The sequence below is a fragment of the Saprospira sp. CCB-QB6 genome (genome assembly GCF_028464065.1).
Lineage (GTDB): Bacteria > Bacteroidota > Bacteroidia > Chitinophagales > Saprospiraceae > Saprospira.
Genome location: NZ_CP116808.1, coordinates 1,341,543 through 1,367,904, shown reverse-complemented (window position 1 = coordinate 1,367,904; position 26,362 = coordinate 1,341,543). Strand labels below are relative to the sequence as shown.

24 protein-coding genes and 1 tRNA gene are annotated in these 26,362 nt (G+C 46.3%); 10 read left to right on the top strand and 15 right to left on the bottom strand.

From position 1 onward, the window contains the following. Positions 1 to 122: 122 nt before the first annotated feature. The 3 genes from PPO43_RS05250 to PPO43_RS05240 form a co-directional block, all read right to left on the bottom strand. Positions 123 to 536, bottom strand: a complete 414-nt coding sequence (locus PPO43_RS05250; RefSeq protein WP_272620758.1) for a DUF6691 family protein — start codon at positions 534 to 536, stop codon at positions 123 to 125. Positions 537 to 549: 13 nt separating this feature from the next. Beyond that, complete coding sequence (locus PPO43_RS05245; protein ID WP_272620757.1) at positions 550 to 1,155, bottom strand: YeeE/YedE family protein; 606 nt, start codon at positions 1,153 to 1,155, stop codon at positions 550 to 552. A gap of 112 nt (positions 1,156 to 1,267) precedes the next feature. Next, on the bottom strand, positions 1,268 to 2,674 hold the full coding sequence (locus PPO43_RS05240) for an MBL fold metallo-hydrolase (protein WP_272620756.1): 1,407 nt from the start codon (positions 2,672 to 2,674) through the stop codon (positions 1,268 to 1,270). 404 nt (positions 2,675 to 3,078) lie between these two features. On the opposite strand from PPO43_RS05240, the gene PPO43_RS05235 reads away from it, so the two are divergent. Next, a complete protein-coding gene (locus PPO43_RS05235; RefSeq protein WP_272620755.1) occupies positions 3,079 to 3,501 on the top strand; it encodes a hypothetical protein in 423 nt (140 codons plus the stop codon). A 32-nt stretch (positions 3,502 to 3,533) separates the two neighbouring features. Here PPO43_RS05235 and PPO43_RS05230 read toward each other — a convergent pair whose 3' ends face one another. Next, the gene (locus PPO43_RS05230) at positions 3,534 to 3,830 is read right to left on the bottom strand and encodes a muconolactone Delta-isomerase family protein (protein ID WP_272620754.1); all 297 of its coding nucleotides are present in this window, start codon (positions 3,828 to 3,830) and stop codon (positions 3,534 to 3,536) included. Between the two features lie 334 nt (positions 3,831 to 4,164). Between PPO43_RS05230 and PPO43_RS05225 the strand changes: the two genes are divergently transcribed. After that, positions 4,165 to 5,007, top strand: coding sequence for a S24 family peptidase (locus PPO43_RS05225; RefSeq protein WP_272620753.1), 843 nt, complete (start codon positions 4,165 to 4,167; stop codon positions 5,005 to 5,007). Between the two features lie 463 nt (positions 5,008 to 5,470). On the opposite strand, the gene PPO43_RS05220 is transcribed toward PPO43_RS05225, so the two are convergent. Both PPO43_RS05220 and PPO43_RS05215 read right to left on the bottom strand, forming a co-directional pair. Continuing rightward, positions 5,471 to 6,328 carry a UbiA-like polyprenyltransferase gene (locus PPO43_RS05220; RefSeq protein ID WP_442985440.1) on the bottom strand — a complete coding sequence of 286 codons (858 nt, stop codon included), beginning with the start codon at positions 6,326 to 6,328 and terminating at the stop codon, positions 5,471 to 5,473. 147 nt (positions 6,329 to 6,475) lie between these two features. After that, a tRNA-Met gene (locus PPO43_RS05215) sits at positions 6,476 to 6,547 on the bottom strand. Between the two features lie 248 nt (positions 6,548 to 6,795). Between PPO43_RS05215 and PPO43_RS05210 the strand changes: the two genes are divergently transcribed. Beyond that, positions 6,796 to 7,848 carry a serine hydrolase gene (locus PPO43_RS05210; RefSeq protein ID WP_272620750.1) on the top strand — a complete coding sequence of 351 codons (1,053 nt, stop codon included), beginning with the start codon at positions 6,796 to 6,798 and terminating at the stop codon, positions 7,846 to 7,848. A gap of 53 nt (positions 7,849 to 7,901) precedes the next feature. Here the strand turns inward: PPO43_RS05210 and PPO43_RS05205 are convergent, their stop codons facing one another. From PPO43_RS05205 to PPO43_RS05185, 5 genes are all read right to left on the bottom strand, one after another. Continuing rightward, positions 7,902 to 8,567, bottom strand: coding sequence for a hypothetical protein (locus PPO43_RS05205; protein ID WP_272620749.1), 666 nt, complete (start codon positions 8,565 to 8,567; stop codon positions 7,902 to 7,904). A 12-nt stretch (positions 8,568 to 8,579) separates the two neighbouring features. Next, the gene (locus PPO43_RS05200) at positions 8,580 to 10,313 is read right to left on the bottom strand and encodes a M14 family zinc carboxypeptidase (protein WP_272620748.1); all 1,734 of its coding nucleotides are present in this window, start codon (positions 10,311 to 10,313) and stop codon (positions 8,580 to 8,582) included. Positions 10,314 to 10,517: 204 nt separating this feature from the next. Beyond that, on the bottom strand, positions 10,518 to 11,765 hold the full coding sequence (locus PPO43_RS05195; RefSeq protein WP_272620747.1) for a peroxiredoxin family protein: 1,248 nt from the start codon (positions 11,763 to 11,765) through the stop codon (positions 10,518 to 10,520). Continuing rightward, positions 11,762 to 12,220, bottom strand: a complete 459-nt coding sequence (locus PPO43_RS05190) for a hypothetical protein (protein WP_272620746.1) — start codon at positions 12,218 to 12,220, stop codon at positions 11,762 to 11,764. The genes PPO43_RS05195 and PPO43_RS05190 overlap by 4 nt, the downstream gene beginning before the upstream one ends. A gap of 304 nt (positions 12,221 to 12,524) precedes the next feature. Then, positions 12,525 to 13,694, bottom strand: coding sequence for a trans-sulfuration enzyme family protein (locus tag PPO43_RS05185; RefSeq protein ID WP_272620745.1), 1,170 nt, complete (start codon positions 13,692 to 13,694; stop codon positions 12,525 to 12,527). Positions 13,695 to 13,779: 85 nt separating this feature from the next. Here PPO43_RS05185 and PPO43_RS05180 point away from each other — a divergent pair, with 85 nt between their 5' ends. Both PPO43_RS05180 and PPO43_RS05175 read left to right on the top strand, forming a co-directional pair. Further along, positions 13,780 to 15,210 carry a hypothetical protein gene (locus PPO43_RS05180; protein WP_272620744.1) on the top strand — a complete coding sequence of 477 codons (1,431 nt, stop codon included), beginning with the start codon at positions 13,780 to 13,782 and terminating at the stop codon, positions 15,208 to 15,210. A gap of 394 nt (positions 15,211 to 15,604) precedes the next feature. Continuing rightward, the gene (locus tag PPO43_RS05175) at positions 15,605 to 16,213 is read left to right on the top strand and encodes a DUF4412 domain-containing protein (RefSeq protein WP_272620743.1); all 609 of its coding nucleotides are present in this window, start codon (positions 15,605 to 15,607) and stop codon (positions 16,211 to 16,213) included. A gap of 255 nt (positions 16,214 to 16,468) precedes the next feature. Here PPO43_RS05175 and PPO43_RS05170 read toward each other — a convergent pair whose 3' ends face one another. After that, positions 16,469 to 17,092 carry a hypothetical protein gene (locus PPO43_RS05170; RefSeq protein ID WP_272620742.1) on the bottom strand — a complete coding sequence of 208 codons (624 nt, stop codon included), beginning with the start codon at positions 17,090 to 17,092 and terminating at the stop codon, positions 16,469 to 16,471. Between the two features lie 111 nt (positions 17,093 to 17,203). Here PPO43_RS05170 and PPO43_RS05165 point away from each other — a divergent pair, with 111 nt between their 5' ends. The 4 genes from PPO43_RS05165 (at position 17,204) to PPO43_RS05150 (ending at position 23,078) form a co-directional block, all read left to right on the top strand. Next, positions 17,204 to 18,475 (top strand): GNAT family N-acetyltransferase, encoded by a 1,272-nt coding sequence (locus PPO43_RS05165; protein WP_272620741.1) that lies wholly within the window; start codon positions 17,204 to 17,206, stop codon positions 18,473 to 18,475. Between the two features lie 34 nt (positions 18,476 to 18,509). Further along, positions 18,510 to 19,844: a flippase gene (locus PPO43_RS05160; protein ID WP_272620740.1), complete on the top strand. Its 1,335-nt coding sequence runs from the start codon at positions 18,510 to 18,512 to the stop codon at positions 19,842 to 19,844. 262 nt (positions 19,845 to 20,106) lie between these two features. Next, the gene (locus PPO43_RS05155; protein WP_272620739.1) at positions 20,107 to 21,135 is read left to right on the top strand and encodes an agmatinase family protein; all 1,029 of its coding nucleotides are present in this window, start codon (positions 20,107 to 20,109) and stop codon (positions 21,133 to 21,135) included. A gap of 965 nt (positions 21,136 to 22,100) precedes the next feature. Further along, on the top strand, positions 22,101 to 23,078 hold the full coding sequence (locus PPO43_RS05150) for a glycerophosphodiester phosphodiesterase family protein (protein WP_272620738.1): 978 nt from the start codon (positions 22,101 to 22,103) through the stop codon (positions 23,076 to 23,078). A gap of 58 nt (positions 23,079 to 23,136) precedes the next feature. Here the strand turns inward: PPO43_RS05150 and PPO43_RS05145 are convergent, their stop codons facing one another. Next, the gene (locus tag PPO43_RS05145; RefSeq protein WP_272620737.1) at positions 23,137 to 24,021 is read right to left on the bottom strand and encodes an STAS domain-containing protein; all 885 of its coding nucleotides are present in this window, start codon (positions 24,019 to 24,021) and stop codon (positions 23,137 to 23,139) included. A gap of 82 nt (positions 24,022 to 24,103) precedes the next feature. Beyond that, on the bottom strand, positions 24,104 to 25,297 hold the full coding sequence (locus PPO43_RS05140) for a thiolase family protein (RefSeq protein WP_272620736.1): 1,194 nt from the start codon (positions 25,295 to 25,297) through the stop codon (positions 24,104 to 24,106). 57 nt (positions 25,298 to 25,354) lie between these two features. Between PPO43_RS05140 and PPO43_RS05135 the strand changes: the two genes are divergently transcribed. Next, the gene (locus PPO43_RS05135; RefSeq protein WP_272620735.1) at positions 25,355 to 25,774 is read left to right on the top strand and encodes a DUF4293 domain-containing protein; all 420 of its coding nucleotides are present in this window, start codon (positions 25,355 to 25,357) and stop codon (positions 25,772 to 25,774) included. Here PPO43_RS05135 and PPO43_RS05130 read toward each other — a convergent pair whose 3' ends face one another. Then, a complete protein-coding gene (locus PPO43_RS05130) occupies positions 25,775 to 26,278 on the bottom strand; it encodes a hypothetical protein (RefSeq protein WP_272620734.1) in 504 nt (167 codons plus the stop codon). Positions 26,279 to 26,362: the final 84 nt, after the last annotated feature.

The following is a 26,362-nucleotide window of genomic DNA, read 5'->3' as shown; positions in this document are numbered from 1 at the left end:
CAAAAGTTTAGGCTAGGGAGGAAAAATAAAAGGCCCATCCTCTATAAAAGAAGATGAGCCAGACCGATTTCCCCTCCTAGACTAGTCGTCCGGTCCAAACAACTAGCTAAATTATATGCGGACTAGTGCGGTAATTTGGAGCGCAGGGCGCCGTATAGGTAAGTACCGACTAGGGCAGAAGCGATAATAATGAGTACGGCCCAATAGCCTTGGCCGAGTAGGGTATACATTGGGCCGGGGCAGGCGCCGGTCATGGACCAGCCGAGGCCGAAGATAATGCCACCGATGAGGTAGCGAGGAATAGACATATTTTTGGGGTGGAACTTAATTTCTTCGCCCTTAAAGGTTTGCAGCTTGAGTGCTTTGATTAGGGCGGTAGTGATAATACCGAGGATGACGGCGGTGCCGATCATTCCGTACATGTGAAAATTATCGAAGAGGAACATCTCTTGGATTCTGTACCAAGAAACGGCTTCTGATTTGGTCATGACCACGCCAAAGAGGATGCCCAGACCTAGATATTTTACAAACTTCATAGCATAGGTAGATTTAGGCGCCAAAAAGTAGTGGCAGGATAAAGTAAGTCATTGTTAGGCCGCCGATAAAGAAGCCGATTACAGCGATAAGAGAAGGGATTTGGAGTTGAGACAGGCCGCTAATTGCGTGGCCAGAGGTACAGCCGCCGGCATAGCGGGCGCCAAATCCGATAAGGAGTCCACCAAAGATGAGAATAAACAGGCCTTTAGCGGAGAAGACAAAATTGGGGTCACTAATTTCTTGGGGCAAGAGGTTGGTTTTACCGTTTGTTGCTGTGGGGGCGGAGAAACCGATGCTTTCTACGTATTCAATCGTTCTGGCACCTAGTTCCATAGGTTCGCTGCCAGAGATAAACTGCATAGAGATAAAACCTCCGATAGCGGCACCGATGATAAAGAGCATATTCCATCCTTGGCTTCCTTTCCAGTCAAAATCGAAGAAAGAGACACTTTTGCCTGCGCCCATAGCGGAGCAAGCGGCGCGCATGCTAGCGGAAACGCCAAAGGATTTGCCGTTAAAAACGAGGAGTTGCATAACGAGGACAATCATTGCCCCGGCCACATACCAGGGCCAAGGTTGGGACAACATCTCTGTAACATCTTGCGCAAATAAGAACATGATGAATTGAAATTTAGCTAGAAAAAGGCGCTAAACCAGCTAGTTGCCTGCTGGTTTAGGCGCTTTTCTTTAGTGGTGATAGTTGTATAATTGGGTGTGCTCTATGGTTGTGTTAGAGTAGGGTAGAAGGGCAAACGTAGTCACTTTTGGGCGCATCTGTTTCGCTGATGGCTGTAAAGCCGCCGGCTACGTTAATAATATTTTCGAAGCCCATATTTTGGAGTACGGCAGAGGCGATCATTGAGCGGTATCCACCGGCACAGTGGACATAGTAAGTTGCTTTTTTGTCCAGATCCTCTACTTGTTTAGCCATTTCGGCTAGGGGGTAGTTGGTCGCGGCGAGAAGGTGTTCAGAGATAAATTCTCCTTCATTGCGGACATCAATTACCTTTAAGTCATCTTCCTTGGCGATCAGTTGGGCCAATTCGGTAGCGGGAATAGTTTTTACGGTGGCAACATCTTCTCCTGCGGCAGTCCAGGCATCTAGTCCACCTTTAAGGAAGCCGACCACATTGTCGTAGCCTACGCGAGCCAAGCGAGTAACGGCTTCTTCTTCGCGGCCTTCTTGCACGATCAGTAAGATAGGGCGTTGGAGGTTTACGATCATAGCGCCTACCCAGGGAGCGAAATTACCATCTAGGCCGATGCTAATTGCGCCAGGGATATATCCTTTTTCAAAGACATCTTGATGGCGGGTATCGAGGATAAGGGTTCCTTTTGCCATTTCTGCTTTGAAGGCTTCTATATCTAGGGGAGTAGTTCCTTGGGCGAGGGCTTCATCGAAGCTATTGTAACCAGCTTTATTCATCATAGCGTTATAGCCAAAGTATTGGGGAGGCGTAGCCAAGCCCGCAGTTACTTTAGTGATGAATTCTTGGCGGCTCATGGGTTGTAGTGCGTAGTTAAACTCTTTTTGGTTGCCCAAAGTAGCATAAGTTTCTTTAGACATATTTTTACCGCAGGCAGAGCCAGCGCCATGGCCAGGATAAACGATGAGATCGTCGTTTAGGGGCATGATTTTATTGTGAAGCGAGTCGTAGAGCATGCCAGCCAAATCGTCCATAGTAACATCTGATTTAATGGCGAGGTCAGGGCGTCCAACATCTCCAATAAATAGAGTATCACCAGTAAAGATGGCGAGTTGTTCGCCTTCTTCATCAAGCAGAAGGAAACTGCTAGACTCTTGAGTGTGGCCAGGAGTGTGCAATACTTTGATGCGCAACTTTCCAAGCTTCAACTCCTCATTATCTTTAGCGACATAAGCGTCGTAGCCAGTTTCTGCTTTGGGGCCAAAGACAATTTGAGCGCCCGATTTCTTAGCTAGATCGATATGACCAGAAACAAAGTCGGCATGAAAGTGAGTTTCCAAGATGTATTTGATCTTTGCGCCACGCTCTTCGGCCATTTCCAAATAAGGGGCAGTTTCACGAAGGGGGTCAATGATAGCCGCTTCGCCTTCAGATTCAATATAGTAGGCACCTTGTGCGAGACATCCAGTATACAGCTGTTCAACTTTCATAATGCTTATATTTTAAGTGTGATGTTTAGTAAATTGTTGTTGATACAAAGATAAGGTAGGAATAAAAGATTGTTTGTGACTTTTACGACAAGCAGAAATTTTATTTCAAAAGCTTGCCCATCCTTTTTTGTTCCTTACAAAAGTATGTGAGCTTCTCGTATATCTTTGTGACCAAATTGACAAAAGCTATTTTTTTGTTGGCCAATCATCTTCTAGCCCTTTTGTCTATTACAAAGATCAGAGATTAAACAGATAGATGTAGTAACACTAATCACAGTTCGATCAGTTAACCTTATTTTAACAAAAAGGGCCCAGCTTGCTAAACCTGCAAGCTGGGCCCTTGGCCTATTGTATAGCCTAATTATTTGTTCTAACTTATTGGTAGTAAACCAAAAAACAGACTATTGAACAATCCAGTTATACACGAACAATGGTTAACTACAATTACTGAGTTGACCGCCGAACATTATCCCCACTGGGTCCTCTTCCAAAATGGAAGCTGTGTTATTTTAGAAGCCGAGAAGGAAGACCCCTCTGCTGATGAATTGGCCCAAATGGCACTAGAAGTCCTTAAAGAACAGGCATCTAGGCCAGCCTTATCTGTACATGCCTATCCCGAAGGCCAGCTGATTGCTCTGGATGAGCACAGTTGGTTATTGCCTGCAGGAGAGGGGGTGTATACCGTATTGAAGTTGGACGAGTTTCAAGAAGAAGCGCCCTCAGAATTTGCTATTTGGGTAAAAGCAAGACAAAAACAACGCTTAGATCTAGAACAAGCGAGGATTATATATGTCAATTGTTCGCAAAAGAACCGCTATTGCTCTTAAAGCCAACTTTGCCTTTATATTAATTTTTATAGCTAGTGTGCAGCTGTCGCTAGTCTAGGCGCTGCCGAATAATGGCTCTCTAGGCTAATAATGCTAGGAATCATGCAATCCTGCAAAGGTAACTCCTGAATCAAACGCATCACCTCAATTGCAGAACTAGCCTTTACAATAGCCCAAGAACGCATGGCGTTGGCCGAATAAGAAAAAGACTGAATGCGACCTTGGGCCATTAATTCCTCTACCTTCGCATGATGCTCTGCAGAACGAGCCTCTACATGGGCCTGCATATCTGCAGGTACCTCGAATTCTAGCATGTAATAATTTTCCATAAGTTGTTTTTTATTTGTTCCATTGGAAGTATCGCAATAACTATATATTTCCAAATTTATTAAGCCTGATTTAACCAATTGTTGAAATTTAGGCAAAATACCTAAAGGTTTTGTTAAGGCTATATGAAGTTAATGTAGCAACCCTAAATTGTCTAATGACTTTGAACAGCTGACTTGTTAAAGTCTATTGTTTTGAACTTATCTAAATAATAAAGGAGTTGAGTTTAAATTATTTGCGTAAATAGTTGTTGCTGTACACGCAAAAAGTTAAATTTGTTTTGTGAGGGCCTTATTGCACTCACTATAATAGCTTTAGGGCATTAACTTTTTGCTTATGAATTCTATAGTAACCGAACGTTTTATCCATTGCCACGACCAACTCAAGAAGGAACAACGCATCCGCTCTAGCCGACAATTTGCCCTTTCCCTCGATTATTTGCCCCAAAGCCTGAGCGAAATCCTCAAACAACGCCGAGATGTGACTATTGAGCTGCTCCGAAAAGCCATAGAGGTCTATAAGATGAATCCCGTCTATCTCTTCTCTGGCGAAGGGCCCCTTTTTATGACAGAAGAGGCTCAACCTAACTTGAAAGTCCTTACCGTAGTCACTGACTCCCACAATGATGAACGCATTGTGCATGTGCCCGTGCCCGCTCAAGCAGGCTATGCCTCCGAGTCTAAAGACCCCACTTTTATCCAAGAATTACCCAGCTATACCTTGCCCGACTATAAGTATAAGGTGGGTACCCACCGCTCATTTGACCTCTCTGGCGATAGTATGGAACCCACCCTCTTTGAAGGCGATAAGGTGGTTTGTAGCTACCTAGAACCCAGCCTCTGGGCCTCTTCCCTCAAAGATAATTATGTCTATGTGGTGGTCACTAAAGGCGATGTCCTCATCAAACGCATACACAACCACATCAAAGCCGACCAAAAACTGCTGCTCCTGTCCGACAATACTTACTATGAACCCTTTGAAATGAGCGTGAAGGATATTCAAGAGATTTGGTATGTCCGCGCCAAAATTTCTCCCTTTTTGCCCTCTCCTTCCAATATTAAAAATATGCTCCGCTCCGAAATGGACGAGCTCCGCAAAATGGTCCAAAATCAATCAACGATTATCCAAAATCTATATAATACTATAGAAACGTTAGTGGAACAGACCAAGAAGAAGTAGCTTTTTTTGGGGCTGCCCCAGCCTGCGGCTGGGTCGGGCTGTGCCGCAGCTCGCAGGTCTGCTCGGCCCTGCGGGCTTTTTCGCTTTGCTTCAAAAGCCCTGGGTCTGGCCTGCGGCCACTGCTATCCATCCCTCAGCCAATATTGTGGGTTGAAACCCAAAAATGGCTGGCGGCCTTTAGCCGCTGCCATTCAATAGGCCCGAAGGGCCGCAGGCCTAGCGATGTGAAAGGGGGCGGCGAAGCCGCAGACCAAGGCCGTTAGGCCGCAGGGCCGAGCAGACCTGCGAGCCCTGAAACGTAGCGCCGCAGCTTTGCTGCGGAGGCCCCAAAATAGCAGTAGATATTATAGATTAGCCATTCAGTCCAGAACGGAAAGGATGGCCTTTTTTATGCCCCAAAACCAACAAAAAATCCCCGCCTACTCAGAAAAGCAGGCGGGGAGCAAAAAGAAATAATGGCCATCTAAAAATACAAATCAAAGATTACCAATGTCCCAAAAATAGTAGAGGCAATTCCATTAGTCGTAAAAAAGGCCAGATTCACCTTAGACAAATCATTTGGCTTGACCAAAAAATGCTGATAGGCCAATAAGCCAATAAATAAAGCCACCGCAATCCAATAATAAAGCCCAAAGAATTCAGTCGCTTGTATGCCTGGATAAATCACCAAAAGAGCCGTGAGTCCATGCAATACATTAGACACCATCAAGGCGCGCTTTTTCCCTAAAGCAGCGGGAATTGAATTTAAGCCCAAGGAACGGTCAAACTCCTCATCTTGCAAAGCATAAATAATATCAAAACCCGATACCCAAAATAAAACCACAAAGGAGTAAATAATCGGCAATAAGGCAAATTGATTGCTCACCGCAATATAAGCCCCAATAGGCGCCAAGGCTAAACCTACCCCCAAAACAAAATGGCAAAGGGCCGTAAACCGCTTTGTATAAGAGTAGCCCAAAACCACTAAAAGCGCAATGGGCGAAAGCAAAAAGCAAAGCCAATTGATAAAATAGGTGGTGGCCACAAATAAAGCACAGTTAATCAACACAAAAAAGAGTGCATTTCGAGCCGAAATTACCCCCGCAGGAATCTCTCTTGTGACCGTCCGCGGATTCCGCCGATCAATATCCCGATCTGCATAACGATTAAAGGCCATAGCCGCCGAACGCGCAAAGACCATACATAAAAGGACCAAAGCAAATAACCGCCAATCCAATTGCCCATTCCCCTCTACCGTGGCCAAGAAAAAGCCAATCATCGCAAAGGGCAACGCAAAAATAGTATGACTGAATTTAATTAAAGAAAGGTAGTTTTTCATCATATACAAACTTGCAGTAGGCCAATAACTCATCAGCCAAAGACTCAAAAATAAAGTTTGCAATTATACAAATAATAATTCTTTAGGTTGCGGAGCAGGCTGGATATAGGCATAAAAAAAAGCCTTCCATCACTGGAAGGCTTTACCTTGTTGCAGAGACAGGACTCGAACCTGCGACCTTCGGGTTATGAGCCCGACGAGCTACCACTGCTCCACTCTGCATTGCAAATATACGGCAAGAATCTCTTTTTCCAAGCTTTTAATGCCCTTTTATTTAATGTTTTTGCTAACTGCTTGATTGTCTAAGGAGATAAGTTTGTAATTCTCTAAAATAAACTTTATGCTTTCCTCCCCCCAGGCCCAATTCTTCGCCTTCCCCCCTTTCTAAAAAGGCCAAAGCCTCAAGTATTCCTCCTCTTAAAGTCTGCTCAATTCCTTAATTTGTGACCCAACACTATAACCAATAGCTTATGAAAACACTTTACTTTTTTTGCCCTTTTTTATTCCTCTTCCTTTTCGCCTGCCAAAAGGAAAAACATCCCCCATTTAGCCAAGTCCCCATCTACCAGGAAAATCTAAGTGGTTTTGAGGCCCTCAAAGATAGCTTACAGCTCATTTGCCAAAACCCCAAAGGCCAAATGGGCATCTATATCTATGACGCACAATTGGACCAAAGCTTCTCCATTGCTGGAGATAGCCTTTTTCCCCTAGCTAGCGTCTATAAACTTCCCATAGCCGCCAGTTTGCTAGCTGCTCAAGAGGCCGGCAAACTCTCTCTATATGATTCTATTCCGCTCAACCTAGAGGACCGTCGCCACTCTGGCTGTTTTATGGATTGGGATAGTACTGGCAAGACGGCCTTTGGTCCCCAAATCGAAGAATTAGCCCATTACATGATGCGATATAGCGATAATTGCGCAACAGACGCTCTGCTGCGCCAACTCGGTGGACCAGAATATGTCCAAGCTCAACTCAAAAGCTGGATGGTCTCCGATATTAACATTAACCGTTATTTGATTGAAATCTTTATTGATCTAGCTAACCGAGAATTACCCGAAGACCAAAGCCTATGGACCTATAGCCGCGCTACCCAAATTTTGTCCAGCTCCCCTTGGTCCGAACGCAAAATTGCTAGACGTAAATTTCTTTGGGACCGCAGAGATCAAGGCTCCCCAAAAGCCTTTGTCCAACTCCTCAAAGGCCTAGATCAAGAACAATGGCTGAATCCCCAATCTAGCCAATGGCTAAGAGATTGCCTGCTCTCTTGCCGAACCGGTAGCTATTTCCTCCCAGAGGTCCTCCCCCCAAACCGCAAAGTTGCCCACAAAACAGGAAGCCTACCAGGGATTTATAATGATGCCGGCTGGATAGAAAGAGAAGCCGGCCAACGCCCCCTCTATTATGCGGTCTTCCTCAAAAATGCTTTTGACCGCCCAAAAAAAGAACGAGCTAGAATAGCTGCTGTTATGGGCCAATTGCTCAACTTCCAAGCCCTTAAAGCAACTAATCACTGCCTAGATTAAGCCAGTCAATAAAACAAAAGAGCCCTGCAATCGCAGGGCTCTTTTTAGTTCACTCAAGAGGCCCCTTTGGCCCCCCTACCTTTTATTAACTTACGCAATTCTCTTTCTACATAGTAGTATTGCCCAAATATCGCAAAGCTTATTGCAGCCGCCCCAAGCCCTGCCGTGAGCTGCCGAGCCCCCAAAATAACTTCCCGCAAATAAGGAAAAAAGGGATCTACCAAAAAAAGCGAGAAAAAACTAAGGATTAACCAACTTGCCAAACTCAATATGGCCCCCGCAAAACCCCAACGCACCCAATTGGGCCGTCGAAGCATTAAATTGCGCCTTAGCCAAAGCAAATACTTGGGCTCATATGGCCGCATAGCCACTAAGGCCTTTATCCGCTTAAAAGAAGTATCATATTGGCCCAAATAAAAAAAGGCCAACATAGAAGTATATAGAAAATGCAAATAGACATCCCGCCCATCTACTTCCCGAATATCCTCAATGATAGATTGCTCAATTAACCAATCTGCCTCTACAATGTGCTGCTCATAGGCCTGCGCCGCCAATAAAGCATTGGCATAATAAGTCCGCAGACGGTAATAGTCTGCAAAAGGTAAAAGGGCCAATTCCACTTTGTTCCGCTCATAAAAATGAAGCATGGCAAAGCTCTCTTTGTCCGCTATTAACTCAAACTCATTCAGAAGGGCCGCTGGCCCACTAAGAAAGCGCATCAAATATAGTCTTTAAGGTAGTCTAGCTATAGGGTAAAGCCGATGACTAGGCTCATAATAAGGAGAATGCTGATAGATGAAGTAGAGCTGCTGATAACGACTCTTGGCAAAGGCTTCCTCCTCTTTTTTCTTAGCCTCAAAGGCTGCTTTAAGATAAGGGTCATTCTCCAAAAGTTCAAGGGCAATCGACTCAAAAGAGAAAGGCGAAAACCACTCTTTTTGTTGCAAAATAGCATCAAAGAAATTCCAAGCAAAGAAGGCATCATGGCCCTGAGGCTCTAAGGTTTCTACTAAATACCGCTTCAATGGCTGCCCACAAGAAACTACATAATCCCCCTTATAGAACTGCATAGGCATATAGACCCTCTCTACGGCTACCGATTGATGCAAATAATGCCCCTCATAAGCTTGCTTGACGGTCTGTAGGTCCCGAATATAATATGCCTCTACCGCTATGCTCGTATCTGCCTCCAAGGGACGCATTTCTACTCCATTCCAACGCAGCCGATTCAATAAACGCCATTGCGATTGTGGAACAATATAGGCCCTAGGCGCTTTGACAACTACTTCTTCTTTGTAGTGCGGATAATAAGGAATCACTTTGCTATATGGCCGATCTTTGCGATAAACCAAACGCTGCTCATCTTCCCCAAAAGGAGAGGGCTGCATTTCTGTCTCATAACCCTTAAATACCAGCTCCTCTGCCCGACTAGTATCCAAGGCCCAACGCAAACAAAAACTGTCTTGCGCCAAAACTGCCGCTCTGGCTTTGGCCCTTACTTGCTGTAACTCTAACCGATGCGCCGCCCCATAAGCTAATAGCTCCTCTAAGAAAGCTAAACTATGCTCTACCCGCTCCGCATAGGGCTTGTATTTTAAAGCCTCGGTAATGAAGGCCCAAGACTGAAACAGATTGGCATAACCCGAAGAGTATCGAGGGGTCTCCAAAAAGCCTTTGATACCATCCTCTGGAGTAGGGCCCATGGTATAGACATAGGGAATCATTTCCTTCTTCCGCTTTTTCATGCCCGCATATAAGGCCGGCAACAGCTCCTCTTCCTGATAAGCCGCTTGCAAGCTTTGCATCTTATCCGCCTGTCCAGCAATTAAGGTTAAGGTATATTGGTGGTCAGAGCCATTGGTGGTATGCGTGTCTACAAAGAAGTCGGGCTGCCAAAGCGAATAATAACGATTAAAGGCCTGGGCATTCCGACTATCACATTTGATGAAGTCTCTATTGAGGTCCAAATGCTGCGCATTCCCCCTAAAACCATAAGCCAAGGGGCCATTTTGTGCCGCCCGACTACAACAAGAGCGCTGATGCGCCCCACCTACATTATAGATAGGCACAACACAAAGTACAATCTCTTTCAACCAAGCCCGCTGCTTGGGCCTGCGCAAGATGTTTTGAACCAATTCCAAACTGGCATCTATCCCACAGGGCTCCCCCGGATGAATCCCATTATTGATCCATACGATCAACTTGCCCGATGCCTTGGCCGCCGCCGCAGTTTGTAGTCCCTCTTCCGATAAAATAAAGAAGTCTATGGGCCGACCCTGATCCGATAAGCCCATTTCTTCCAAATGTGTCTGGGCTGGATAAGCCTCGGCTATGGCTTGATAGGCCGCCCGAACAGCAGCATAATCATAGCTCTGATTTTCCTTATATATTGGGAGAATAGGCTGCTGAGCCTGCAAGATTAGACTGCTAATGAGAAAGCTATAAAGTAAATAGTATCGAATCATAATGTTTATTTTTCTGTTTTGGAGCCGCCCGCCGCAGGCGGGCGCTTACTCCCTTCGGTCGTCGAAGACGGCCTAAAGGCCTTGCTGTCCTTCTGCAGCTCGCTGTTAGTTGCTTCGCTGCATCGGCTCCCGTTGGTCGGGGCGCTCGGCCCTGCGGCCCTGTAGGACGCATTTGTCTGTTGCCCATAGCTAGCTGTGGGGGACTTATTGAGCCACCAGAAGTTGCTCAATCAATTGGGCCAACTCTTCTCGATATTGTTCGTAGTATTCTCCCGTTCCAGGCCCATTAAATCCTGTATGTATTTTCTGCACCTTCCCCTGACGGTCAATAATGATGGCCGTGGGAAAGGAAAGAATATGATTGAGCATGGGCAAACTCTTAGCGGCCTCTTGCTTATTGGCTGGTCCAGCCAAAACAATAGGGTAGCTCATCCCCAAATCTTTGCGGAGACGCTTTTCTATAGCTTGGAATTTCTCCAAATCAGGACGGAGTTCATAGGCCAAGGCTATGATTTCTAGGCCCTCTTTCCGATAACGTCTATAGTACTCTTCTAACAAACGGCTTTCATCCATGCAGTTGGGGCACCAGCTTCCCATAACTTGGACAATAACAACCTTGCCCTTAAAGCGCTCATCTTCCAAACTAAGACTATCGCCCTGTGCATTTGGGAAGCTAAAGGCGAGCTTTTCATAGCCTGCTTTTAAGAAGGAGAGGCTGTCCATGGGACGAAGCTGTGCTTTAGGGTTGGGCTGGGCCCTCCAGTAAGTAGACCAATGCTTGCCCGAGTAAAATTGGCCCCATAAGCTGCCGTCGCCCTGTCGTTGGGCCGTGAATAAGAAGGCATGGGCCCCATCAAAGGCAGAAAGTTGCAAGCTATCCCCCTTAAATTCTCCAGCCAAATAGCGATAATCCCCTGTTTCGGTCATAAAGCTTCCCGATACAATAGACGTTTGAGGGTCTAGCTTAAAGAGGGCAATTCCAGGATAGCTATTGGCGCTGTCCTGAGGCGAAAATTGCACGGCCCACTTTTTAGCTAAGCTGCTTTGAGCCGCTGCCTTTGGTCCAAAACGAAAGTTTTTGCCCCCTTCGGCCTTAAAGGGAATTCGGTAGTCTTCTTTTTGACTGTTTACCCATTCTCCTTTTAGGCTTTTGGGTCCTATTTGCTTGATGTTGAAGTAGGTCCCAAAAACAGGCAAGGTCCAACGCATACTATCTGGCCCTAAGGAATCTAGCTGCAAGGCAATGCGCTCCTCCCCATTGATGATTTCCCAAACTTGTCCATCATAAGCCAACTCAAAGGGAAGCTCCAAACTATCATTAAGGGCCAAACTGCCCCGCCAAGGCCCTTGAAATAAAGCCATAGTTTGCTTGCTCTCCACTTTGGGCGCTTCTGATTGACAAGCCCCTAGGATTAGGGCCAATAATAAAATACTCATTATCGAATATCTCATGATAGTTCTCTTTTTATTGGTTCGCTGGAAAAGAAATGGTCTGGTAGAACTTCCCAGCTCATTGGCTGAAAAAATAATGGTCTGATAGAACTTCCCAGCTCGTTGGCTGGAAAAATAATGGTCTGATAGAACTTCCCAGCTCGTTCGCTGGAAAAGAAATGGTCTGGTAGAACTTCCCAGCTCATTGGCTGAAAAAATAATGGTCTGATAGAACTTCCCAGCTCGTTGGCTGGAAAAATAATGGTCTGATAGAACTTCCCAGCTCGTTGGCTGGAAAAATAATGGTCTGGTAGAACTTCCCAGCTCGTTGGCTGGAAAAATAATGGTCTGATAGAACTTCCCAGCTCATTGGCTGGAAAAATAATGGTCTGGTAGAACTTCCCAGCCCATTGGCTAGAAAAATAATGGTCTGAAAGAGTTGTCATGGAGCAATTGCTGGAAAAATAATGGTCCATGACAACTCTTTTCGACTATTCGCTGAAAAAGAATATAGACCATGCAGTCCTTTTGGAGCATTAGCTGGAAAAATAATAGAGGAAGAGGGTTCTTTTGGGGGCTTGGCCCACTGCCGAAGCGATGAAAAGAGGAAAATGCCAAGCTGGGCGGGCCAAGGCCCCACTGGCCGCAGCGCCCGCAGGCTGAGGGATGGAAAAGGGTGGCCGAAGGGCCAGACCAAGGCGCCTTTGGCGCCGCAGGGCCGAGCGAACAGCGAGCTGTGAGACAGCCCGACCCGAGCAGAGCGAGGGGCAGCCCCAAAACCTAATCCTCTAGATGGACAAAGGCCTTTTCGAAGGCATCGATAATATAGTCTGGATCTTCTAGGCCCACATAGTAGCGCACAAAGCTAAAGGGCAGGGGAGGAGGGGGCGCTGTGCCTAGATTATAGAAGCAGGCCGTAGGGACTTGCAAAGACTCGAAGCCTCCCCAAGATACTGCTAGCAAAAAAGTAGGCATAAGGGCCTCTGAGAAGCGCTCCATTTGTTCGATACGCTTGGCTTTGAAGTTTACCGAGAATAAGCCGCCAAAGCCAGACATCTGTTTTTGGGCCAATTCATATTGGGGATGAGAGGGATGGCCAGGATAGAGGACATAATCGACCTTGGGATGTTGGGCCAGATAATCCACCACCTTTTTAGCATGTTCATTTGCTTTTTGAATGCGGAGCGGCAGGGTGCGCAGCCCTCTGAGCAGCAACCAAGCATCATTGGGAGAAATAGCGGGACCTAGGGCCATGTAATCTAGCTCAAACATCTTTTGAATCAGGGCCTTGCTTCCACAGACCACCCCCGCGACCACATCACTATGGCCGTTAAGGTATTTGGTAGCCGAATGAATGACGAGATCAATGCCCAAGGCAATGGGGTTTTGGTAAATTGGGCTAGCATAACTATTATCGCAAATGGTCCGAATGCCATGTTTCTTGGCCAAGGCGGCACAGGCGGCCAAATCTTGTAGCTCAAAGGTGAGCGAATTGGGAGATTCTAGGAAAAGGACTTTAGTATTGGGGCGTATAGCGGCCTCAATTTGTTGGAGATCGCTAGCGTCAATAAAATCATAGCTAATGCCGAAGCGGCTAAGGAACTTGCTAATCAATTTAAAGGTCCAGGAGTAGGGACTTTGTACCGAGAGCAGGTGATCGCCTGCTTGGAGCTGCGAAATAATAGCCACTGCACAAGCTGCGCTACCACTGCCGAAGACCAAGGCATCCTCGGCTTGTTCTAAGGCGGCTAATTTTTGGCGCAAGATGGCCACTGTGGGATTATTGCCACGGGTATAGACAAAATTATCTAATTCGTTGAGAATCGCAGATCTAAAGTCGGCCAAGCTATCATAGGAAAAATTAGAAGATTGTACGATGGGCGGAATGACCGCATTAAAATAGTCTTCTCGTTCTTCTCCTAAATGCGTCAGCAAATAAGAAGTATCCATATTATATTGATTTAAAAATTTATCCTTAATATTAGAAGCTAAGCTTTTAGCTATTTTTAGGGCTAGCTACAATACTACAACTATAATGAAAACAATACTTGCTTTTTTGGGCTTACTTTTGGCCCTTCCGCTTAGTGCACAAGTCGGGATTAACATTTTGCAGCCAGATAGTAGTGCCGTCTTGCATCTGGAATCGACTGACCGGGGCTTTTTGCCTCCTCGGATGAGTCGCCAACAGCGCGACAACATACAGAACCCCAAGCCGGGGCTTACGGTTTATAATGCGACGGACAGTATTATGGAATATTTTAACGGCAACTGCTGGTTGGCATTCAATCAGAGTAGTTGTGATGATTGCGCCTTTGATTTTCGGATAGATAATCCTGCTGGGCATATTGACCGAGTGTATACCAATCGAGATTCGGCTTATTTGTACCTCAATCAACGCAATGGATTTTCCAATGATATCTCGGTCTACATCATCCCTAACCTGCCTGCGGGCATTACGGCTAGTTTGGACCAGCATATAGTGAATGGAACGGATACGATACAACTCAATGTGGAGGCCGATATCTTTGCGCCTCCTGGCGTCTATTCTGTGATTGTTCAGGCCGTTTGTGGAAATACTGTCGGTAACCAAGTGTTTGTGGTGGCTGTAGATAGTTGTATGGAAGTATATATTAACTCGCCACAGAGTGATTATGATTTGCAAGCGGCCAATAGTTTGCCGACGGCCGTACCTATCTGTGTGCTGGCTACCATTGGTCCGGGCGTGCTCCTAGATAATCCTACAGCCCCACAGGTCTTTACGACGGGGGGGCTACATCCTGATTCTAAAGTAGGGCTACTTAACCAGGGCACCCTTTTGGCCCGTGGGGGAGATGGTGGCGCTGGGGCGGGCGCTAGTGGTGGTGGAGCAGGAACAGGCTTTGATGGGACACATGCCATTAGCCTTACGGTAGATACTGATTTGCGTAACCAAGGCCGCATCTATTCTGGTGGAGGTGGAGGAGGTTCTGTGGGGATGATCCAACCCATTAACTTGGGCATTGGGACTTATAACCTAGGCATTGGTGCTGGTGGTGGCGGCGGTGCTTATGGTGGGGCTGGAGGCAACCTAGGATCGGGCTTTGGATACTATGAGCCAGGCCAAACGGCAGGAACGGGAGCCTTTGCTCAGGGAGGTCGAGGCGGCGCCTTGAACAATCCCTACAACTTTAACCTCTTTGGGGCAGATTTTACCATTACGCCCAATGTTTATGGGGGTGATGGGGGAGATTATGGAGAAGATGGACAAGCCGGTTACCTTTTTGTCAATGTATTGGTACAAGTGGGGGCGCCCGTCGTAGGGATGATTACACTTTATGATCAAGATTTTCCCGACCCGCCCAACACTAATTTTCCAGCAGGGGGTATGGCCGGCTTTGCGGTTAAGCGCAATGGGCATAGCTTATTAGGGAGCTTTATAGATGGCTACTATTTGTCGGGCGCCATGAAGGGCTATGTAGGCAACTAATTATTTTTTAATGGGGAGTCAGATTGCTTTCAACTTTTGGGGAGGAAAGGAATCTTAGGATACTGTATAGTTTGGGGCTGCCCCTCGCTTCGCTCGGGTCGGGCTGTGTCAGGGCTCGCAGTTCTGCTCGGCCCTGCGCCGCCAAAGGCGGCTGGGTCTGGCCCTTCGGGCCACCCTTTTCCATCCCTCAGCCTGAGGGCGCTGCGCGCCCTTTCTGCGGCAAAAACTGTATTTAACCCTAAGCTAAATTAGATATTGGGGGGCTTTTTGGGTGTAATACCTAAATTAGCGGCCAACCTTAGTCAGAAAGCGATCTTGGCAAATTGTTTGCAACTTTTCTACTACCGTAAAATAAGCAAGGAAGAACTACTTAACTTAAATAGAGCAATTACTTATGCATAAGCTTTTCGGGGGGCTATTCCTCCTACTCATAGGCCTACTCCCTTTGCAGGGCCAAAACTTTGAAGGGGTCATTAAAATGGAGCAAGAAGGAGAGGCGGGAATGCGTTATCAGCTAAACTGGTACATTAAAAAGGACCAGATTGCTTTTGAGGTGCAGACCAAATCAGATCCCAACTCCTTAAAGATGCGTTTTGTGCCTCAGCCGCAAAAGAATAGCATGTTAATGGTCATCCAATCTGAGGAGGGACAGAGCAAAAAGGAAATATCTTCACGAGATATTCAGGCTGACTTGGGCCTAAGCAATGCAGTGATAAAGAGTGAAAAGGTCCGAAAGTCTGTAGAATTTGGTCAGCTATATACCTTGAGTATTGAGACCGATAAATTTAATACAGAGGTCGAGTTGGTTAAAGAGATTGATGTAGATCTGAAAAAATATGCGGCTTATCTGAAGAATGACTATGGCATACAGGCGCTGATCCAAACAGGGGCCAAGGGGTTCCCGCTTAATTCTACTACTTATGATAAGTTTGGGAAGCTGATCTCTAAAACTAAGGTGCTTTCGATTGTTCGGCAGAAAGTAGATGATAAATATTTTCAGTAATATATGGATGAACTTATACTTAATAAAAGGTCTAGCTCTCTGATGGCTGGACCTTTTTTGGGTATAGCAGGGCGCGTAGCGCCCGCAGGCTGAGGGATGGACAGCAGTGGCCCGAAGGTCCAGACCCAGCCGCCCTTGGCGGCGCAGGGCCGAGCGAGTAGCGAGCTGCGACACAGCCCGACCCGAGCGAAGCGAGGGGCAGCCCCAAAAGCGGCTATTTATGCAAGAAAAAAGCGTGGAGAAATGCTTAGTTGCCTAAACCATCCGTCGGTGAATAGCGTAAGAAAGGATACCCAGTTGTAGGCAAACCCAAAAGATGGGGTAACCCATTTTAACGGCATCGATAAAGTTGTGGCCACCGCCAAAAGCGGGGAAAAAATCGATAGAAATTAGGCTGAGGGGCACGCACATAATGAACATAAAGGCGAGGCTGAGGATATGAAAGCTAGGAGAGCGGCCAAAGAAAGTTCTGGTGGCCCAGAAAACGATGCTTTCAAGGAAAACCAAAACAAAGAGGGCGGAGCCCACTAGAAAGCCCGTATCGCCAAAGTGGATTTTGCTATAGAGATTGGCAAAGGCTAGGTAAGCGAGGCTATAGGCGCCCCAGCTACTGCCCATAAGCAGGAAGAAGATGGTCCAATATTTATAGAGGGGGATATTTCGGCCCCAAATAAATAGGGGCAGCATATAGCTAATTGCGGCAATTCCGCAAATAATGGGGGTAGTATAAAAGGGAACATGTAGCCAGTGCGTACCGCCCCAACCTACTAAAAAATTGAGCTCAAACTGCCAAAGCGACCAAGCTAGACAAGCTAAAAGATAGCTAAGAAAGATAGCTAACTGGTCCTTAGGATCTTTGAGATGTCTCCATGCTGACATAAACTATAGCGGGGGATTTGCGTTAAAGAATCGGTAAAAAAGCAGCCTTCATATCGAAAAGCTTGTATATTTAAGATAACTCTCCGTTTTTGTACCTAAAAGAAAAAAACTATGTACTGTTGTAATAAGACTAAGGCTTCTCTCTCGCTTTTGGAACAAGAGGAACAGCCTGCTTGTAGTCCCTTAGAAGAAAGAGGACTCTGCTTTCGCTTAAGCCGTCAAGTTGCAGATTTAAAAGCAGATTGGCAAAGCTTAGCTCCTAAAGAAAATAAATTTTTGCAATACGAATATCTGCAGGCCCTAGAAGCCCATCCTCCCAAAGGTATGGGCTTCTGCTATTTGATCTTTTATAAAGATAAGGAGCCTGTGGGTTTGGCCTATTACCAAACCTATTATTTGGATATGCAGGGAAGTGTACAAAAGGAGTTGGATGGAGAAGGACTTTTAGGGAACTTGCGCAAGAAATTGCAGCAGTTTTTTCTTCGTCAGGCTGTATTTAATGTGCTTATCTGTGGTAATTTGACCTTGACAGGAGAGCATGGGTTTTACTTTAAGGAGGGACATGGAGCCAAACAATTGGCTTGGTTGCAAGAGGCTACTGATCGTCTACAAACAGAACTAGAACTGAGTGAGCAGAAGAAATACCAGCTACAGATGTTCAAGGATTTTGTTTTGGAGGGAGATACGGAAAAAACCTTAGCGCCTATTTTACAGGCGGAGGGTTATCATCGCTATCGGATTCAGCCAGGTATGTATATGCGTTTGCCTGCGCATTGGGAATGCTTTGATGATTACTTGGCGGAGATGTCTTCTAAATATCGGGTACGAGCAAAACGGGCGGCTAAAAAGGGGCAGGAGCTAGAATGGAGAGCCTTGGAGTTAGAGGAGATTCTGGCCCAAGAAAAAGAGATTTACGAGCTGTACAAAAACATCTCAAACAATGTAGACTTTAATGCCTATGCTTTTGATGAGCAGTATTTTTCTTCGCTCAAAAGAGAGTTGGGCGAAGATATGGAGTTAGTGGCTTGTTATTTAGATGGTCGTTTGGTAGCTTTTTATACGGCTATATTTTCGGGCTCTACCTTAGAGGCGCACTTCTTAGGTTTAGATCATAGCTTGAACCGCTCGCATCAGTTGTATCTCAATATTTTGTACGCTTTGGTGCGTATGGGGATTTATAGAGGGGTAGAAAAAATAGACTTTGCTCGTACGGCCTTAGAAATTAAGAGTTCTGTTGGGGCCGTAGCTCAAGAGTTTGATTGTTATCTGCGTCACCGCAATCGCATATCTAGCGAATTGATGAAATTGGTCTTTGACCATTTGAGCCCTAAAGAAGAGTGGACGCCTCGCTCGCCCTTCAAAGATATGTCGATTGTAGAATAGAAAACTTATCTTGGGCCAAAAATAAGGGAAAGCAATGTGGAAGAAATGGCTGGCCAAGATTGGAACAGAAAGTCCCTTGGGGCGCTTTTTAATTAAGGCGGCAAGTTGGAGTTTTATCTTACAAATAGGCTTATCAGCCCTCACTTTTCTCAGTTCGGTCCTTTTGGCCCGTTTGGGGGGAGATGAGGGCTTTGGCATTTATAGTTTGGTCTTCAGTTGGCTATTGATTATTCAACTAGCGGCCAATATGGGCCTAGATGATCTTTTGCTTAAAGAGCTACCTATCTTTAAGGACCAAAAAGCTTGGGGCAAGCGAGATGCCTTGCTAGCTTGGGCCGAGAAACGGACCCTTTGGGCGAGTTTGCTCCTGATGATTGGCTTTTATCTCTTGCTTCGGTATACCAATATACCTGGCTTGAGCAATTATGCGGATTATTATTTTTGGGCCCTGCCTATTATTCCCGCCTATGCCTTTTTGCATCTTTGGCAATCGGCCTTGCGGGCAGAGGGACAGATGAGTTGGGGCCAATTGGGGGACCGAATTGTGCAGCCTTTGCTCTTCTTTGCCTTTTTGGCCCTGCTTTATTTCTCCGCTTACCCCATTAGCGATTTGGGCCTGATTGCTGGACGAAGCCTGAGTTTTGTTGCGGCGGCGGGCCTAGCCTTTTGGCTTTGGCGGCGCTATCGTCGGGTGCAGCCAAAAGCGAGCAATTGGCCAGCATTGGACCTTCCTGCCTACAAAAAAGCTAGTTTTTATTTCAATTTGGGCTCCTTGCTCTATTTGCTCAATAGCCGGATAGATATTTTGTTTTTGGGCTTTTTTGAGCTGCCCCCCGAGCAGATCGCTTACTATAATGTGGCCTTAAAGTTCTCGGATATTGCTTTAATTCCCTATTTGGTGCTGACCACCGTTAGTTTACCGACTTTCTCTTCGCTTTATCATCAGGGGAAATTACAGGAGTTGGGACGACTATACCAACGGAGTACGGCTTTGATTACCGTAGTTATTACTGCCGTTTTGGCTATTTTTATCGCCTTTGGGCCTTGGTTTTTGCTCATTTATGGTCCCGAATATCAGCAGGGCTATACGGCCTTAGTTTGGCTATGTTTAGGCAAGGGCCTACATGTGTTGGTAGGGCCCGTTAGCCAGTTGTTGGGCTTGGTGGGCCAAGAAAAAATGGCGGCTTATCTCTTGGCGCTATCCTTAGCCATCACGGCTATCCTTCAATACTGTTTGATTCCCATTTTAGGCATTGATGGGGCGGCTATAGCGGCCTTTGTGGGCTTGGCCGCCTTTGATCTTAGTCTGGCCTATTGGGCCTATCGCAAATTGGGCTTTTGGCCTCTTGCTTATTGGAAGCGGAAGTAGAGGGATGTTTTTTGGGGCTGCCCCTCCCTTCGGTCGGGTCGGGCTGTGTCAGGGCTCGCAGGTCGCTCGGCCCTGCGGCGGCTTTGCCGCCTGGGTCTGGCCCTTCGGGCCACCCTTATCCATCCCTCAGCCAGAGGGGGCCACAGGCTTTTATCTATGGAGGAAAAAAGAGCAGAAGGAAGCGGGCCCAAGCCTTAATTTTTTGTAGGGAATTGCTTTGAAAAAAAGGGAAAAGCACGAACTTCGTCCAAAATATTAACGCATGTCTATTCAAGATTTTGATCCTAGTGGCTTTGCCCTAAAGAATGATAACTTTATTGGCTTACCTTTTACGGAGGAGAGCGCTAATTTGGTCCTTTTGCCTGTCCCTTGGGAGGCCACTGTTTCTTATTCGGCTGGAACGGCTGAGGGGCCAGCCAATATCCTAGAGGCTTCTTATCAGTTGGACCTCTACTTGGCCGATTGCCCAGATGCCTATAAAATGGGCATTTATATGCGGCAGCCCGATGCGCAGCTATTGGCCCAAAGTCAGACGGCTAGAAGTTTGGCCACTCGTCATATAGATGCTTTAGAAGCTGGTGAGGGAGGCGATGAAGCGGCTCGTTTGGCGGTGAACTCTGCCTGTGAAAAACTAGAAAACTGGGTTTATCAGCAGGCTAAGGATTTGTTAGAGCAGGGAAAATATGTAGGCCTATTAGGGGGCGACCATTCTACGCCCTTAGGGTATTTGCGTGCTTTGGCCGAGCGTCATGAAGAGGGCTTTGCCATTTTGCAAATTGATGCACATTGTGATTTGCGGGAAGCGTATGAGGGCTTCACTTATTCTCATGCTTCTATTTTCTATAATGCTTTGGAGCGCATGCCCAAACTGTCTTTGGTCCAAATGGGGATTCGGGATTATTGTCATGAGGAAGTAGATTACATCAAGCAGCAAGGCGAGCGCATTCAGGTCCTTTTTGATCAAGACTTGGCTCGTGGAAAAATGCGGGGGCTAAGCTTTGAACAGATGGTCTTGCCATTTATTGAGCGCTTGCCCCAGAAGATATACATCAGCTTTGATATAGACGGCTTACGTCCAGAACTTTGTCCAAATACAGGCACGCCAGTCGTGGGGGGCTTTGATTTGGCAGAAGTCAGTTATATTTTTGAGTTATTGGCCAAGGCTGGGAAAGAGCTCATTGGATTTGATCTCTGCGAGGTAGGTTCTGCTACGGAATGGGATGGCAATGTTGGGGCGCGGGTCTGTTATCAGTTGGCGGCCCTTTTGGCCCGTACGCAGGCTTTGGTCTAAATCCTCATAGGCTTTACGTTTGCCCTTGAGGCGCAGTACTGCTTGAATTCTCAGGCGGACGGTATCGCTTTTGGCGCTAGTTCTGAGCAGTAGGGGCAGGCTTTGAGGCACTTCTTTCAGGTAGATAGATCTGGGGAGACTATAGACAGGGCTATAATAATTGGGCGAGATAAAGTAATCTCGTTTAAGGATGCAGCGTTTCCACCAGCCAGAGGGGGAGATACCCTTTTTGTGGTAGCGTTCGAGGCATTTTTCTTTAGCGGGGTCTTTGAGAATGGCCCATTCTAGGCCGTAGGGAAGTTGGGTGTTGGCTGGGCGCTTAAAGATTTGATCGCCTTGGGCCCATTGGAGGATGGGGCGGAGTTCGGAGGGGTTAGCGAGGCTATCGGCAATGAATTGAGCCTGGCCATTTGGTCCAGAATAGATATAGAAAAGGAGTTGGGCCGACTCGATACTTTCGAACTGGGTCCAGAACTCGGGGTCTAGGGGTAAATCTAATTGTTGGCTATGGGTTTTTTTGTGTTTTTGGTTAAGGTTTAGTTCTTGGTCCAAAATAATTTTGTTGACGGTAGTGCTAGGGGCTTGAGCCCAAAGGCCTGCACTAAAAGCCATAAAAAGCAAGAAGATAGCTCTAGACATCTCTAGGGATTTTGTATTTTGTTGGAAGTATATTTTGCGTTTGGGAGGCGGCGGAGCCGCCTTTGGCCCAGGGGGCCAATTGGCCTAGCGATGTGCAGCAGTGGCCGCAGGCCAGACCGAGGCGCGAAGCGCTGAAGGGCCGAGCGAATAGCGAGCTGCGAAACGTAGCGCCCGCCGCAGGCGGGAGGCCCCAAAACAGCAGCGAGCTGCGCAACGACAACAAGGCCTTTAGGCTGCAGTTCGACGACCAAAGGGAGTAACCGCCCGCTGCAGGCCCCAAAACAGCAGCAAAAATACGAAAGAAAGACAATCAAATCAGATAGACTATGATGAAGCGACAAAATACTTTTTTACTTTGGTTTTTGCCCTTATTTTTTGGCCTTTACAGTTGTGCTAACGTCTCGGAGCCTCAGGCTGAAGAGGAGGCGGTTGTGGAGCTGGATGCAAAACGACCTAAAATGAGTAGTTTTAAATTTAGAGAGATTGACATTCAGGGCCATAGAGGTTGCCGTGGATTGATGCCGGAGAATACGATTCCGGCTTTTATGAAAGCATTGGAGTTGGGGGTTCGGACCTTAGAATTGGATGTAGTAGTGACCAAAGATAGTCAGGTCGTGCTTTCTCATGAGCCTTGGATTTCGCATCTGTTGGCCAACAAGTTGGATGGGCAGCCGATAGGGCCGAATGAGGAGCGGCGTTATAGTATTTATCAGATGCCCTATTCGGAACTGGTTAAGTATGATTGTGGGAGTTTGCCGCATCCATATTTTCCGACTCAGCAGAAGATGAAAGTGATTAAGCCTCGCTTGTTGGATGTGGTTAAGTCGGTAAATTTATTTGAGATGAAGGCGCAATTAGAGCGGCCGATACATTATAATATAGAGATCAAGCGACTGCCGGAGTATGATGGTCGATATTGTCCGCCTGTGGATCAATTTGTGGATTTGGTGTTAGAGGCCATAGACAGTGCGGGCATAGCGGGGCATGCTAATATTCAGGCTTTTGATTGGGAAACCTTGCGATTGGTGCGACAGAAGCGGCCAAAAATGCCGATATCTATGTTGGTGGAGGAGAGTGACGATCCACAGAAAGATTTGGATGAGTTGGGGTTCACGCCAGAGATTTACAGTTGTCATTTTTCTATGGTCAATGATACTTTGGTAGATTGGGTAAAGGGGCATAAAATGCAGTTGATCCCTTGGACCGTTAATGAGACAGCGGATATAGAGGCTATGTTGGCTTATCCATTAGATGGAATTATAAGTGATTATCCGAATCGGGTAATGGATGTGTTGATGCAATAAAGCAAAAGCCCCAGACTAAAGTAGTCTGGGGCTTTTTAGTGGAATAAGGGGAGGGAATTTATTTTGTAATTAGCTCGTGATGGCTAGTTTGGATAGCTTGTTTGAGGGCATCTTGCATACTAGCGGTGGTATGGATTTGTTCGATATCGATACCTAGTTCTACCATAGTTTGGGCCACATAGGGGGAAATGCCAGAGATGATACATTCAGTGCCCATGAGTTTGGCGGCATGGGTCATTTTGATGAGGTAATTGGCGACGGCGGTATCTACGGTAACCACTCCGCTGATGTCAAGGATAAAGACTTCGGCAGATTTTTCGGCAATTTGTTGGAGCATATTACCCATAATTTCTTGAGCTCGGTGCGAGTCGATAAAGCCGACAAGGGGGAGGAGTAAAATGCCCTGCCAAATTTGGGCGATGGGGGTAGAAAGTTCTCTAAGGGCATCATTTTGCTGTTGAAGTTCAGAGACCATTTTGTGACGATATTCTCTAGCAAGAATATTGAGATCAATTTGGTTGAACTTCTTGTAGGCGATGAGTAAATCTATATCCTGAGGGTAGTGTTCCCTAAGGATATTGAAGAAAATCTCATGTAGTTGAGCGAGTAATCGAATAAAGGCTTCTAAGCTAACCCCTCTTTGTAAAATATCGAGGCGAATTTTAGATTGTTCTTCAACAAAATCATCGGTTAGAACATGTAGGCTATAGCTCCCTATAATCTGTTCTTTTCTTTGGTGGATATGCACCTTTAGAAAGTCTGGGTAATGACTGCTAAATGGGCCTCGCTCTAAAGAATAGGCAAGCTGTTCGATTGCTTTATCTAGTGCGTCTTGAGGAAGTTGTTTACTCTTTTCACGAATGAGTGAAATTTCCTCTTCAGATAGAAAATAAGCGTCTTTGAATTGTGCTAGGCTAGAGAGTTCTCCGGTAAAAGCAGTCATAATAGATAATTTTATATTAGGGCTGTTTGGGGAGGGGGAGGGAATTGATGGGCAGCAAATATAAGTTTTTTGCATATTAAAATTAACCCTCTATTTGACTTTTTGTTACATGTTTCTTTAACAAAATAGCCGTTCCTAAACCCAAGCCTGCCGAGCTAGCACCTATAGCATATTTTGCTTTTGGATGACGAGCCAAAGCATGGGCTAGAGAGACCACAATGCGGGCTCCGCCCATACCTAAGGGGTTCCCCATACTTAGGCTGCCGCCATAGGGGTTTAGTTGTTCGGGCCGAAGAGCTAGAGCCTTTTCGGCTAGGATGCCTTGGAGGGCAAAAGATTCTGCAAATTCAAAAAAATCAATTTCGCTACTGCTAAGTCCTTCTTGCTGCAACAGGCGCTGAACAGCAATAATTTGGGCTTCTCCCATGTCTTCTGGAGGAACAGCAACGCTTTTCCAGGCAAGAACTTCGGCCAAGGCCGTTCCACCTTCTCTATCTAAATATTGTTTGTGGGCCAAAAGCAAAAAGGCGGCTCCATCGCCTAAGCGAGCGGCATTACCTAAGCTAATAAACTGGCCATTTTTGACCAGGGGCGGGAGCTTCTCTAAAAGGGATAAGGGGAGTGGTCGGGCTTGTTCGTCTTGGGCCAAAACTAGCTGTCCAGCTCGGTCAGTAATAGGGACTAATTCTTTACAAAAAGCGCCTTCAGTTTGCGCCTTTAAAAAGCGGGCCCGACTAGCATGGCTATAGGCATCTTGTTCAGCGCGACTAATCCCTCTTTTTTGCGCTAATAATTCTGCTGTTTCGGGCATGCTCAAAGGAGCATAGGGAGCGGGAAGGTAGGGGTTGGTTAATCGCCAACCAATGGTGCTATCTACTTCATTATCTTCTTCCCTTAGACGAACAAAGGGGCTGCGGCTCATGCTTTCAACCCCACCCGCCAAAACTAATTCTTGCTCTCCTAAAGCCAAGGCCCTAAAGGCCTGAATACAGGCATCTAGACCAGAGTTACAAAGGCTATTAACTGTTATGCCCCAAATATGAGGGGGCCATTGGGCCAAAAAAACTAATTGTCGCCCCAAATTTCGGTTGTCTTCTCCCGCCTGATTGGCCGCCCCTACATAAATCGCTTCTAGATCCATAACCGAAAAATCAGTCATTTGCTGCAAGACCGCTAAGCCTAAATCATCGGGCCGAATATCTCGCAAAGCCCCATACAAACGACCAATAGGACTCCTTTTCGCTGCTAGGATATAGATGGGAGCAGACTTGTTCATTTAACTGAATTAATTAACTTTGTGGCCTAATTTCATCTGAAAAAAAGCCGAATTATTATGATACAACGTATTCAAACAATTTACATGTTATTGGCGGCCCTTGCGCTAGCCCTACTCTTCGTTTTTCCTTTTGGAACAGCCCCCAGCACCGCTGAAGGCCCCCTACAAGATGGCGATTATGACTTGATGGACCAGTTTATCTTGCTCCTGCTCGCCCTTTTTCCAACGGTGCTCAGCTTGGCCACGATCTTTCTCTTTAAGAATCGTAAACTACAAATGCTACTCAATAATTTGAGCCTAGCCAATTGCTTGATCCTTATGGGACTAGCTTCTTATTGGACCATGAATATTGCAGAGGAAATTAGCGCAGGCTTAGGCCTTTTTACCCCGGTTCTATCTATGTTGTTCCTCTTTTTGGCCAATCGCGCCATCAATGCCGATGACCAACTCGTTAAGGACTCTGACCGCCTCCGCTAATTACATTCCGTCATATCGACCACGAACTTGTTGCCCGTCAGTCCCTGATTGACGGGCTTTGATGTCTAAGACAACCCCCAAACCCAACATAATAATGTTTGGAATGGCAATGATCCAGAAATTGGCCATCTTCTGCTGCGATACTTCCCGCTCTTGCTTCTCTACCATCTGCCGACTATAATCACTCATCTCCTCTTTCGGAATATCACTGCCCGCTACCCCCGGCAGTTGCTCATCCTGAATCTTATTAAAGGCCTGATTGGTAAAGGCCGCCCCCAATATGGCCAAAATACAAGCCGCATAAAGCAAATAAGCCTTCATTTGAGGCTTCAAAAGCTTCATAATGAGTAAACTAAGGGCCAGGAAAGTAAGCACGTAAAAGATATAGACATAAGGAAGAACGTCTTTGAGGTTAATCAAATGACTATTGTCTACAATCTGCGCCTCTAGGCTAAAACCCAACAAAAGTAAAGCGCCTAAGCTCCAAATTTTCTTGCTATTCATGATGTATTTCTTTTTATTTTGATTTGGGGCCTCCGCTGCGCAGCCCAGAATTCGCTAATGCTCATCGGGCCGCTTGCGGCGCTA

Excerpts from the sequence above, each read along its gene's own strand:
- PPO43_RS05250 (WP_272620758.1), bottom strand. The coding sequence starts at position 536 with ATGAAGTTTGTAAAATATCTAGGTCTGGGCATCCTCTTTGGCGTGGTC.
- PPO43_RS05245 (WP_272620757.1), bottom strand. The coding sequence starts at position 1,155 with ATGTTCTTATTTGCGCAAGATGTTACAGAGATGTTGTCCCAACCTTGG.
- PPO43_RS05240 (WP_272620756.1), bottom strand. The coding sequence starts at position 2,674 with ATGAAAGTTGAACAGCTGTATACTGGATGTCTCGCACAAGGTGCCTAC.
- PPO43_RS05230 (WP_272620754.1), bottom strand. The coding sequence starts at position 3,830 with ATGGAAAATTATTACATGCTAGAATTCGAGGTACCTGCAGATATGCAG.
- PPO43_RS05225 (WP_272620753.1), top strand. The coding sequence starts at position 4,165 with ATGAATTCTATAGTAACCGAACGTTTTATCCATTGCCACGACCAACTC.
- PPO43_RS05220 (WP_442985440.1), bottom strand. The coding sequence starts at position 6,328 with ATGATGAAAAACTACCTTTCTTTAATTAAATTCAGTCATACTATTTTT.
- PPO43_RS05210 (WP_272620750.1), top strand. The coding sequence starts at position 6,796 with ATGAAAACACTTTACTTTTTTTGCCCTTTTTTATTCCTCTTCCTTTTC.
- PPO43_RS05205 (WP_272620749.1), bottom strand. The coding sequence starts at position 8,567 with ATGCGCTTTCTTAGTGGGCCAGCGGCCCTTCTGAATGAGTTTGAGTTA.
- PPO43_RS05200 (WP_272620748.1), bottom strand. The coding sequence starts at position 10,313 with ATGATTCGATACTATTTACTTTATAGCTTTCTCATTAGCAGTCTAATC.
- PPO43_RS05195 (WP_272620747.1), bottom strand. The coding sequence starts at position 11,765 with ATGAGATATTCGATAATGAGTATTTTATTATTGGCCCTAATCCTAGGG.
- PPO43_RS05190 (WP_272620746.1), bottom strand. The coding sequence starts at position 12,220 with ATGGACCATTATTTTTCCAGCAATTGCTCCATGACAACTCTTTCAGAC.
- PPO43_RS05185 (WP_272620745.1), bottom strand. The coding sequence starts at position 13,694 with ATGGATACTTCTTATTTGCTGACGCATTTAGGAGAAGAACGAGAAGAC.
- PPO43_RS05180 (WP_272620744.1), top strand. The coding sequence starts at position 13,780 with ATGAAAACAATACTTGCTTTTTTGGGCTTACTTTTGGCCCTTCCGCTT.
- PPO43_RS05175 (WP_272620743.1), top strand. The coding sequence starts at position 15,605 with ATGCATAAGCTTTTCGGGGGGCTATTCCTCCTACTCATAGGCCTACTC.
- PPO43_RS05170 (WP_272620742.1), bottom strand. The coding sequence starts at position 17,092 with ATGTCAGCATGGAGACATCTCAAAGATCCTAAGGACCAGTTAGCTATC.
- PPO43_RS05165 (WP_272620741.1), top strand. The coding sequence starts at position 17,204 with ATGTACTGTTGTAATAAGACTAAGGCTTCTCTCTCGCTTTTGGAACAA.
- PPO43_RS05160 (WP_272620740.1), top strand. The coding sequence starts at position 18,510 with ATGTGGAAGAAATGGCTGGCCAAGATTGGAACAGAAAGTCCCTTGGGG.
- PPO43_RS05155 (WP_272620739.1), top strand. The coding sequence starts at position 20,107 with ATGTCTATTCAAGATTTTGATCCTAGTGGCTTTGCCCTAAAGAATGAT.
- PPO43_RS05150 (WP_272620738.1), top strand. The coding sequence starts at position 22,101 with ATGATGAAGCGACAAAATACTTTTTTACTTTGGTTTTTGCCCTTATTT.
- PPO43_RS05145 (WP_272620737.1), bottom strand. The coding sequence starts at position 24,021 with ATGACTGCTTTTACCGGAGAACTCTCTAGCCTAGCACAATTCAAAGAC.
- PPO43_RS05140 (WP_272620736.1), bottom strand. The coding sequence starts at position 25,297 with ATGAACAAGTCTGCTCCCATCTATATCCTAGCAGCGAAAAGGAGTCCT.
- PPO43_RS05135 (WP_272620735.1), top strand. The coding sequence starts at position 25,355 with ATGATACAACGTATTCAAACAATTTACATGTTATTGGCGGCCCTTGCG.
- PPO43_RS05130 (WP_272620734.1), bottom strand. The coding sequence starts at position 26,278 with ATGAATAGCAAGAAAATTTGGAGCTTAGGCGCTTTACTTTTGTTGGGT.